Raw genomic sequence first — 10736 nt, forward strand, 5'->3', positions numbered from 1 at the left:
GCCGTCCTCCCCATACACGCCGACCCGGACTTGCCGTAGGGTGCGCCGCCTTGAGCCCCTCCTCGCCCCTTCCCGTGTCCCACGAGCGCGTGCGTGCCATCGACTGGCTGCGCGGCATCGCCGTCCTGTTCATGGTGCAGACGCACTCGCTGGCCCTGCTCACCCCGGAGCTGCGCAAGAGCGCCTGGGTGGGCCGCCTGCTCAAGGTCGACGGCCTGGTCGCCCCCGCGTTCATCTTCTCCGCGGGCTTCGCGCTCGCGCTCGTCATGGTGCGCAGCGCCGCCAGTGGCCAGTTGCGCGAGCGCGTGCCCAAGAACTTCCGCCGCACCTGCGAGGTCCTCCTGGTGGCCTCCCTGGTCAACTGGGCGTGGTTCCCGCTGCTGAGCGAGCCCAAGTGGCTCTTCCGCATGGACATCCTCCAGTGCGTGGGCGTGTGTCTGCTCCTCATGCTGCCGGTGGCCGCCGCGCTGGCGCCCCAGCCTCGCGTGCTCGCCGGCGTGAGCCTGTCCCTGGCCTTCATCGTCTTCGCCGTGTCACCCCTGGGTGAACACGTGCCCGAGCCCTGGGCCACGCTGACGAAGAAGTCCTCCTTCGCGCCCTTCCCCCTGCTGCCGTGGATGGGCTTCGCGTGGTTGGGCGCGTTCGCGGGAACACTCGCGGGCGCCTGGGGCCGACGTCCGCTGGCCCTGGCGCTGCTCCTGCTCGTCGCGGTGGGTGCCATCGGCGCGGCGTCGGGAGACTTCCTCTTCCAGCTCTACCCGCACCACCGCTTCTTCGTCGCCAACCCGTCGAACTCCGCGGCGCGCTTCGCGTGGGTGTGCGCCGTGCTGCTCGGATTGATGGGGCTGGAGGCCCGGGTGCCCGCGGGCCATGCGCCCTCACGGCTGCGGCGGTTCATCGAGGTCTTCGGGACCTCGTCGCTCTCCGCCTACTTCTTCCACGAGATGCTGCTGTTCTACCGGCTTGGCGGCGTCTTCTCCTTCCAGCGCTTCTGGGGAGACCGCAGCGGCTGGGGCCAGTACTGGCTGCTCACCGCGGTGCTCATCGTCGCCACATGGCTCTTGTGCCTGGCGTGGGACCGGCTGGAGCACCGGGTGAGAATGGCGCTCCAGTCCCTGAGCAAGAGGCTGCGCCCCGCCGTTCCTCAGTGAGCGTCGGTGGACAGGCGCTCGAACGCGGCGATGACCTCCGGCGGCGCCTGGACCAGCTCGATGAGGACCCCCTCGCCACCGTAGGGGAACTGCTCGTTGCCCTTGGGGTGAACGAAGCAGATGTCGAAGCCCGCGGCGCCCTTGCGGATGCCTCCGGGGGCGAAGCGCAGGCCCTGCTGCTCCAGCCACTTCACCGCGACGGGCAGGTCATCCACCCACAGGCCCACGTGGTTGAGCGGCGTCTCGTGGACCCGGGGCTTGCCCTCCGGGTTGATGGGCTGCATCAGGTCCACCTCCACCTTGAAGGGCCCCGCACCGGCGGTGACGATGTCCTCGTCCACGTTCTCCCGCTCGCTGCGGTAGGTGCCGTGAGGCGTCAAGCCCAGCAGGTCCACCCAGAGTTTGCGGAGCGGGCCCTTGTCGGCGCCGCCGATGGCGATCTGCTGGATGCCCAGGATTCGGAAGGGTCTCGAGGTCTGCATGGGCCCGGAACCTACCGGGAAAAATCGCGGGAATAGACCCATTTGTCAGGTCGTGCGTTTCGATGCGGCGCCTGTTGATTCCGTCCCCCGGAGAACACATGTCCCAGACCTTCCTGAAGCGCCGTTTGAGCCAGTGGGGAAGTGCCCTGCTCGTCGCCTGTGTCCTGCCCGCCTGCATGTCCATGGACGAGCGCCAGACCCTGACGGCCCCCGAAACGCGCTCCACCCCACGAACCCACGCCACCGCGAAGCCGGCCCCGCCTCCGAGCGCCGCGCCCCAGGACTTCGCCGCCGCCGAGGGCGACGACGCCAGGGCCACGGCCGAGTCCCCGGCGCCTCGCGAGGACCGGGCCAGGAAGGCGCCGCGAGGCATCGACGCGGAGCTGCGTGAAGAGCCTGCTCCCGAGCCCCTCATGGTCGCGCCCGCCACGGGTGCGATGGGCGGCGCGGTGGCCAATGGCGTCATCGGCCGTGCCCAGGGCGCGGAGATGGCGAAGCCGTCCCGGATGGCTCCCAAGAAGCTCGAGGCCAGCGCGCGCCTCACGGATAAGGACGTGGACGGCTCGGACGCCCACGCGGGTCCGCAGGGCAACACCTTCGAGGCCTGGAAGCCCAACACCTTCACCGAGACGAGCAAGGACCCGCTGTCCACCTTCGCCGCGGACGTGGACACCGCGTCGTATACGGTGGCCCGCCGCTACCTCCAGAACGGCAACCTGCCGCCCTCCTCCGCCGTGCGCGTCGAGGAGTTCGTCAACTACTTCAAGTACCGCTACGCCCCGCCGGAGACGGGGGCCTTCACCGTGCATCTGGAGGCCGCGCCGTCGCCTTTCGACACGAAGCGCCACTTCGTGCGCGTGGGCGTGCAGGGCAAGGTCGTCTCGCGCTCACAGCGTAAGCCGGCGCACCTGGTGTTCCTGGTCGACACCAGCGGCTCCATGGCGTCCCAGGACAAGCTGCCGCTCGCCAAGGAAGCCATCAAGATCGCCGTGAAGAACCTCAACGAGAACGACACGGTGGCCATCGTCACCTACGCGGGCTCCACGCGGGACGTGCTGGCGCCCACGCCGGCCACGGACGTCAAGAGCATCCACGCCGCGCTGGACGCGCTCCAGTCCGGGGGCGGCACCGCCATGGGCTCCGGCATGGAGATGGCCTACAAGCACGCGGTGAAGAAGGCCTCCGGCAAGGTGGTCTCCCGCGTCATCGTCCTCACCGACGGCGACGCCAACATCGGCCCCACGCTGAGCCCGCAGGCCATGCTGGAGAGCATCCACAAGTACGTGGCCGAGGGCGTCACCCTCACCGCCGTGGGCTTCGGCATGGGCAACTACCGCGACGACATGATGGAGAAGCTCGCGGACAAGGGCAACGGCAACTGCTTCTACGTGGACAGCTACAAGGAAGCGAAGAAGGTCTTCGAGACGCAGCTCACCGGCACGCTGGAGGTCATCGCCAAGGACGTGAAGCTCCAGGTGGAGTTCAACCCGCTCGCGGTGCGTCGCTACCGCCTGTTGGGCTACGAGAACCGGGACGTGGCGGACAACGACTTCCGCAACGACAAGGTGGACGCGGGTGAGATTGGCGCGGGCCACAACGTCACCGCGCTGTACGAGGTGGAGCTGGTGAAGGACGCCAAGGAGTCGCTCGCCACCGTGCGTGTGCGTGCCAAGGCGCCCAACGGCACCGAGGCCGCCGAGCAGTCCTTCCCCTTCACGCGCTCCTTGCTGCGCGCGTCGCTGGAGGCCGCCTCGCCCGACTTCCGCTTCGCCGTGGCCGTCGCCTCCACCGCGGACATCCTCCGAGGCAACCCGGCCGCCGAGGGCTGGAGCCTGGCCACCGCGCAGAAGCTCGCCGAGGGCGCCGCCGCTGGAGACGCTGACCGCAACGAGTTCGTGAAGCTGGTGTCGCAGGCTCGCGCCCTGTCCGGCGCGTCCGCCCGCGGCGAGTAAGCAGACCCAAGCAGGTTGCAGGGGGAATGGGGTGGAAGGCCCGGGGGGCGCCTTCCACCCCATTATTTTTTCCGGCGAGCCTCCCGGACGCGATCAGTACGCGACGACGGTGGGCGGCGTGGTGCTGGTGAAGAAGTCCGGGAACGTGGCGATGTAGTGACTACCGCTGCCCGTTTCTCCCCCGATGCGACCCGTCTTGCCTCCGCTCACGGTGAGCGTCGTCCCGTCGGCTTCGAGGAATGGGACTCCCGAGGTGATGTTGCCGGTGCCCAGGTACACGGCCAGCCCTGTCTTCCGGACAACAGTCATCGTCGCCGGGTCGACATGGCTGATGCCAAGCGTGCTGGGAGAGCTGCCACTGACACTCTGCTTCTTCACGTAGGTGGCGACCACCCCCTGGTCGTTGGCCACCAGTGACAGGGCGGGGAGGTAGTTGACAGACGTGTCGAGATTGATTTCGGAGGGTGGCAGGTAGCAGAACTCAATCACCTGCCGCCTCAAGACGATTCGATAGTTCGGCGGGAACCCTCCCGTCGACACCGCCGTGAGGATGAGGAGACAGCCGTCGTACGTCACGGAAGTCGCGGCGGCTTCACTCGAGGCGAAGACGTCTTCCGTCGCTCCCGGGGAGGGCTCTCCACCACACGCGGAAAGGACCACCGCCACACAAAGACAGACAGCGCGCCTGAAGAACTTCATGACGTGACGACCCCCTGTTCGTTTGAAAGCGGCGACACGCTAACAGCCCTGCAAGTCATTGCAGCGACATTTCCGTGAGTGTGGGGTGGGCACGGCGCGGACACGTTGCGGTATCCTTCGGGCCGTATGCGCCCATCCCACCTGCCCTCCCGCCTCCTGCTCGTTCCCATGGCCACCCTCTTCCTCGCGTGTGGAGGATGCGGTGATGACCCCAGCGGAGGAGGCGTCCCCCTGGGTGAGGAGCAGAAGGGCATCGCCACGTACTACGACGCCACCGGCGCGGGGAACTGCAGCTACGACGCCAGCCCGGATGACTTGATGGTCGCGGCGATGAACACCCCGCAGTACGCGAACAGCGCGGCATGTGGCCAGTGCGTGGACATCAAGGGGCCCAGCGGCAACGTGCGGGTGCGAATCGTGGACAGGTGCCCGGAGTGCGAGGCCGGTCACCTGGACCTCAGCCGGCAGGCCTTCGCGAAGATCGCCGAGATGCGCCTGGGCCGCGTGGACATCACCTGGAAGGTGGTCTCCTGCGACGTGGCCGGCGGCCTGGAGTACCACTTCAAGAACGGCAGCAACCCGTGGTGGACCGCCATCCAGGTGCGCAACCACCGGGTGCCCATCTCCAAGCTGGAGTGGCGTCGCGGCGACGGCGCGTGGAAGGACGTCCCGCGCGAGGACTACAACTACTTCGTCAACGGCGACGGCATGGGCGAAGGCTCCTTCACCGTGCGCGTGACGTCGACCACCGGCGAGCAGGTGGAGGACACCCTGCCCCGCGTGCTGGACAACGACACCTTCGAGGGCTCCGCCCAGTTCCGCTGACGCGGGGCCGCTTTCGCACCGGCCGAGGCTCGACACACCATCGAGCCCCGGCCGCGAAAGCTCCGAGCGACTACCGACGCAGCATGGAGCGCAGCAGCTCCAGCGCCTCGGTGACGTTCTGCCAGACCTGGAGCGACTTGACGTTCTCACCCTCGCCCTGCACGGCGCGACGGGAAGCCCGCTCCAGAGGCAGCAGCACGCCCTCCACCAGCTCTATCTGCCGGCTCAGCTCCGCCGGAGACGGCCCTGCCACGGCGGCCCGCTGGAGCGCCTCCGCCGGCATCTGCGCGGACACGTTCACCGGTCGGTCCGCGAGCGCGGCGAGTGCCCGCGAGAGCTGCTCCATGTACGGCCCGAAGTCCTGGGCCGGGGCCTGCTGCACCACGGGCGCCTGGGCGGACGTCGCCACCCGTTCAGTCAGCGCCTTGAGGAGCTGCGCCATGTGCTTGAGGTATGGCGCCAGGTCCGTCGCCGGCGCGGGCGCGGCCACCGGCAGAGGCGGCGGACTGTCCTTCGCCTCGCGCCCCACCTTCGCCACTTCCAGCACCGCGTCGCGCAGGGCCTCCAGGTAGGGCAGCGCCTCGGCCGTCGGGTCCTCGTTCCGGTCCGCGGAGGCCTGCTGCACCTGGGTGGCCGCGTTCGCCACCGCATCGCGCACCGCGCCGAGCTGTTCTTCGATTCCACTGAGCTGACCGGTGACGCGCGCCACGGGGTCGTCCTCCTTGCCCCCCATGCGCTTGACGCGCGCGAAGCCCTGCTTGATGTCCTCCCACCGCTTCGCCTTCTCCGGCGTCAGGCGGCCGCGCATCTCCGCCAGCTTGAGCAGGTTCTGCTCCGCCGCCGTGGTGAGCGTCTGGGATTCGCCCTGGTAGTGGTCGTCGACGAGCCGCTCCAACTCCGCGTCCGTCATGGCCGCGACCAGCTTCTCCGACAGCTTGTTCATGTTGCGGTAGGAGCCCTGGAGCTTGAAGGCGGGCTCCGCGCGGAAGCGCTCGTCCTGCGCCGCCGAGGCGATGTACTGCATGTTCACCTTCAGCAGCACCGACTGCACCCGGAACATCCGCTGGAAGATGGCGATGATCTCCTGCAGCTCCGCCGCCGCGTAGCCGTGCTTCAGCTCGCCCGCGGGCACCTCCTCGCCCTGCGCCATGCGAAGCAGTCGGTGCGTGTCCGCCGCGTCGCGAGTGGCCAGCGGCGCCGTCACCGGGTTGGAGGTCAGCGCGTTCTCCAGATAGCTCAGCGCGAACAGGTGCTCCTTGCCGTCGAGAATCTCACCCAGGTTGTAGGTGTCCGCGCGGTTGGCGAGCATGTCCGGAATGCGGAAGCGCTCCCCCGTCTCCGTGTAGGGATTGCCGGCCATGACCACGCAGAACTTCTTGCCGCGCAAGTCATAGGTGCGCGTCCGGCCGTTCCACACGCCCTCCACGCGGCGCTGGCCGTCGCAGAGCGAGATGAACTTCTGGAGCAGCTCCGGGTCCGTGTGCTGGATGTCGTCGAGGTAGAGCATCACGTTGTTGCCCATCTCGAAGGACAGGTTGATGCGCTCGACCTCCTGCCGCGACGTGGCGTTGGGCGCCTCCGCCGGGTCCAACGACTTCACCGAGTGGCCCAGCGCGGGGCCGTTCACCTTGACGAAGGTGAGGCCCAGCCGGCTCGCCACGTACTCCATCAACGTCGTCTTGCCGTAGCCCGGCGGAGACATGAGCAGCAGCATGCCCATGCGGTCCGTGCGCTTGCCCTCGCCCGCCGCGCCGAGCTGCTTGGCGAGGTTGGCGCCGATGAGCGGCAGGTACACCTCGTCGATGAGGCGGTTGCGCACGAACGACGACAGCACCTTCGGCGTCAGCTCCTCCAGGCGCAGCTTGCGGCGCTCGCGCTCCAGCAAGTCCCGCAGCAGTCCACGGTACGTCTGGTATTGCGGCACGCGGAGCTGACGGAACTCGCCCAGCCGCGCCAGGAACTCGTCCAGGCGCAAGGACAGCTTCCGGTCGTGCACGCGCGGGTGACTGCCCAGAAGCCCCGTCACCTCGGCCGCCGTCAGAGCGCCCGCGGGCTCGCGGTCCAACTTGCGCTCGGTGAGCAGCAGCACCGCCGTCTCCAATGCGAAGTAGCCCGCGTCACCGGGGCCCCCGTCGCGCTGGGCCAGATACGCCTCCACCCACGCCTTGGCGATGAGCAGCCGCGAGGACAGGTCCTTCTCCAGTCCGCGCAGATCCTCCTCGAAGGCGGTCCGGGTGCCCTGACGCTCCAACTGCGCCAGGAACGCGTCCCGCAGCACCACCGCCTCGCCGCTCGTGGTGAAGCGAGGGCGATCCACCGCCAGCTCCTCCACGAGGTAACGTCCCGCCTGACGAGCCTCCGCAGGCGAGTGCGCAAGCCCCTGCGCCTTGAGGAACGCCTCCACGGCCTCCCCCAACGCGAGCCCCAGCTCGGACAGGCTTCCGACCGAGGAGAACGTCTGACGCAGCCGAGCGAGGCTCCGCGCCCGACGGTGCAACAGCGTCCGCGCGCCCTCGTCGGAGTCGAAGGCCCAATACAGCGAGGCCCACGCGCGAGGCACCGGCGCGAAGCGCAAGAGGCCCGCGCCCTGGTGCAGCGTCAGCAGCTTCTCCAGCACCGCCGCCGCGTCCACGTCATGCACGCCGCGCTCGTAGCCTTCATCGAAGCGGTCCGCCGCGTAGGTGCGCACCCGCTCCAGCAGCGTGCCGGCGATCACCGCCTCATGCAGCGCGGACAGCGTCAGCCCACCCTTGCCGTCCTCCGCGTCGGAGAGGATGCAGGAGGCCAGGTACTCCACGCGGTACACGTCCCGCGTCTCGGAGACCAGGTGCTGCTCCCAGAGGCCCTGGTGCTTGAGCAGCTCCGGGTCTTCCAACTTCTGTGCGTAGTCGGAGCCGGTGAGCTGGAGATAGAGCGCACCGTCTCTCGGAACCAGCGTCAGGTCCAACGGCTGCGTGTTGACGTTGAAGCGGTAGGTGCCCAGCTTGATGAGGGAGTCGCCGTCCGCGAACAGGTCCTGCTTGTCGCGCAGGGCCCGCAGCGCGTCCTGCTTGGCGGACTTGAGCCGCGACAGCACTTCGTCCGAGCGCACGCTGTCCTGGAGTCCCAGGAGCTGCTCGGAGAGCTGCCGCAGCTTGAGGATCATCGCGTCGGTGGCGAAGTACCCGTTCAGCTCGTCGTCCGACTTGAACGACTTGGAGCGGCGCTGCACGCCCTGGAGGATGCGCTCCGCGGCGCCGAAGAGGCTCTGGGCCCGGCGCTGCCGCTCATCCACGAGCGTCTGCTTGCGAGCGCCGAACGCCTCCAGCAGCTCCTCGCGCTTCTGGGTGATCTGCCCCAGGAACTCGTCGAACTCACCGAAGCGCCCTTCCAGCTCCTCCAACTGCACCGTGAGACGCGACAACCCCTCGTCGCACTTCTCCGGCAGGTCCGCCTGGGCCAGCGCGTTCTCGATGGCCTGCCCCAGCAGCTTGAACTGGGCGCCGAACTCCGCGCGCTTCTCCCGGCTGGACAGCTCCTTGCGCTTGGCCGCGAGGCTCGCGCGCACGCGGTTGAGCCGGCCGAACAGCTCGGAGATGCCCTCCAGGATGCGGGCGCGCGCCAGCGGGTCTCCCACCTGGAGACCACCCACGACTTCACCCAGCACCGTGAGGCCCTGGGCCGTCTTCTCGATGTCCTCGCCCAGCGGCGCCAGCTCCACCGTCGTCTTCACCGGCTCCAGCTTCGCGAGCAGCTCGTCCAGGCGCGCGGCCAGGGGCTGAAGCGCCTCTCCCTTCTGGAGGAAGTCCACACAGCCGGAGCTGGTGTTGTCGGACGCCTCCACCACCGCCTTCTCCAGGGCATCCACGCGCCCCAGGTCCATGTAGCGGATGTCCTTCAGCGTGATGAGGTGCCCGCGCTGCTGACGCAGCTCCGCCAGCACGTGCATGAACTCCTCGGCCGAGGTGAGCAGCTCCGGCTGCACGCGTCCCAGCAACTTCGTCTGCGCCTTCTCCGCCTCGGCCAGCGACTCGGACGCGCGCTTCTGGAGGGCGAGCACCTTCTCGAACTCATCGATGATGAGCTCGGACGTGCGGCGCAACAGCTCCACGGGCTCCTGCAGGCCCGTCTCCGCGTGGCCCAGCCAGTAGTACGCATCCAGCGCGCGCGTGGCGGCGGCGACCAGGTCCTCGTACGTGCGGCGGTTGGGCTTGTCCGTCTTCGCGATGCGCTGGAGCGTCAGCGAGTCGGAGATGCCTCGCACCAGCTCCGCGTTGCCCACCTTGCCCAGATAGCCGGGCGCCGTGGGTGCCGCCGCCGCGTGCTCGTCCGACACGAAGGGCGTCTGCCACACCTGCATCGGGTGAACCCGCGTGGGCTCCTGCGACGTCTCGCGGAAGACCACCAGCCCGCCGTCCGCGAAGAGGCTGTAGCCATTGCACACCAGCGGGTTCTGCACCTCCTTGCGCACCAGGTTGTACGGGAAGAGCAGGTACCGGCCCTCCTCGCGCTGGTGGAAGATGTAGAGGACGTCTTCGCCGTTGGGCGAGCGGATGACGTGCTTGAACTCCATCCCCGAACCGGTGGCGTCACCGTCGAAGACCTTGTAGTCGCCCGTCTGGAGGTAATAGCCCCCGGGGAAGATGATGCCCTGGTCCTCGGGCAGTCGGATGCAGGCCTGACCGATGGCGTCGATTCGCACCACGTGCTGCGTGCGCGAGTTGAACACCAGGTAGCGCCAGGCCTTCTCGCGGAAGGGCAGCACCCGGATGAGGATGAGCGTCCCCACCCGGGCCCAGGCGAACCGCGCGTCGTCCAGCGACTGGTTCGCGTCCTCCACCGGCTCGCTGTAGATGCCCAGGCCGGACGAGGTGTTGTTCTCCACCTTGACGGTGAGGTCGCCCTTCACCGTCTCCACGAACACCTGATCCAACACGTTGACGTGCGGGTGCTGGCCCAGCACGTAGTTCTCGCGCGTGGCCACCGTCCACTCGAAGTCGTGGGACGGGGGGAAGACGTGGTCCTTCTCGCCCTGGTTGTCCAGGTAGGTGGCGCGGCCCTCGGTGTCCAGGTTGAAGCGGAACACCTTGAGGTCTCGCGCCGTCTGGCCCGTCTGGAAGATGGCCAGGAGCCGCGCGTCCTTGCGCCTCAACTGCAGGAGCTTCGCGTCCTTGTAGTACCGGTACAGCTCGCTGAAGTCCTTGACGAAGCGCGGGTCGGCCAGGAACCCGCCGGCTTCCGTGTGCGGCACGGCGGACAAATCAAACCCGTCGGCCGTCTTCTCGAACCGGTGCAGCGAGAAGACATCCGCGACGGACGTCTCCTTCTTCAACCCGATGAAGACGTTGTAGCCAAAGAGCAGGTACTTGCCGACGCTGACGATGTCGCGCGCCACGCAGTTGTTCTCGGTGCGCACCCTCTCGTTGCCGGTGACCGCCAGCTCCGAGCCGCCGAAGAACGCCTTGCGCCGCGCATTGAGGTCGTTCGCCTTCGCGCCCAGCACGTCCGCCTGTGCCAGCAGGCGCGTCCGGATGACCTCGTAGCTGCCCCCCTCAAGCGCCGCCTCGCCCGTGGGCGCCGCGCCCTTGCCACCGTCAGTTGCCATGAGTGCTCACCGGAAAGTTTCGCGGGGACCCCGCCCCCGCCCC

Annotated in this window: 6 protein-coding genes; 3 read left to right on the top strand and 3 right to left on the bottom strand. The window is 68.5% G+C overall.

The annotated features are described in order from the left end of the window. The first annotated feature begins 50 nt into the window (after positions 1 to 50). Entirely contained in the window at positions 51 to 1151 is a 1101-nt protein-coding gene (locus HR086_RS39625; protein ID WP_174468204.1) for a heparan-alpha-glucosaminide N-acetyltransferase domain-containing protein, read from the top strand. Here the strand turns inward: HR086_RS39625 and HR086_RS39630 are convergent. Next, the gene (locus tag HR086_RS39630; RefSeq protein ID WP_174455361.1) at positions 1145 to 1633 is read right to left on the bottom strand and encodes a VOC family protein; all 489 of its coding nucleotides are present in this window, start codon (positions 1631 to 1633) and stop codon (positions 1145 to 1147) included. The genes HR086_RS39625 and HR086_RS39630 overlap by 7 nt on opposite strands. A 98-nt stretch (positions 1634 to 1731) precedes the next feature. Between HR086_RS39630 and HR086_RS39635 the strand changes: the two genes are divergently transcribed. Beyond that, positions 1732 to 3585, top strand: a complete 1854-nt coding sequence (locus HR086_RS39635) for a von Willebrand factor type A domain-containing protein (protein ID WP_174468205.1) — start codon at positions 1732 to 1734, stop codon at positions 3583 to 3585. Between the two features lie 93 nt (positions 3586 to 3678). Here the strand turns inward: HR086_RS39635 and HR086_RS39640 are convergent, their stop codons facing one another. After that, the gene (locus tag HR086_RS39640; RefSeq protein ID WP_217440069.1) at positions 3679 to 4284 is read right to left on the bottom strand and encodes a hypothetical protein; all 606 of its coding nucleotides are present in this window, start codon (positions 4282 to 4284) and stop codon (positions 3679 to 3681) included. 168 nt (positions 4285 to 4452) lie between these two features. On the opposite strand from HR086_RS39640, the gene HR086_RS39645 reads away from it, so the two are divergent. After that, positions 4453 to 5109 carry an expansin EXLX1 family cellulose-binding protein gene (locus tag HR086_RS39645; protein WP_254626645.1) on the top strand — a complete coding sequence of 219 codons (657 nt, stop codon included), beginning with the start codon at positions 4453 to 4455 and terminating at the stop codon, positions 5107 to 5109. 70 nt (positions 5110 to 5179) lie between these two features. On the opposite strand, the gene HR086_RS39650 is transcribed toward HR086_RS39645, so the two are convergent. Further along, positions 5180 to 10693 carry a DNA repair ATPase gene (locus HR086_RS39650; protein ID WP_174468206.1) on the bottom strand — a complete coding sequence of 1838 codons (5514 nt, stop codon included), beginning with the start codon at positions 10691 to 10693 and terminating at the stop codon, positions 5180 to 5182. Positions 10694 to 10736: the final 43 nt, after the last annotated feature.

The sequence above is a fragment of the Myxococcus sp. CA039A genome (assembly GCF_013336645.1).
In the GTDB taxonomy this organism is placed as follows: domain Bacteria; phylum Myxococcota; class Myxococcia; order Myxococcales; family Myxococcaceae; genus Myxococcus; species Myxococcus llanfairpwllgwyngyllgogerychwyrndrobwllllantysiliogogogochensis.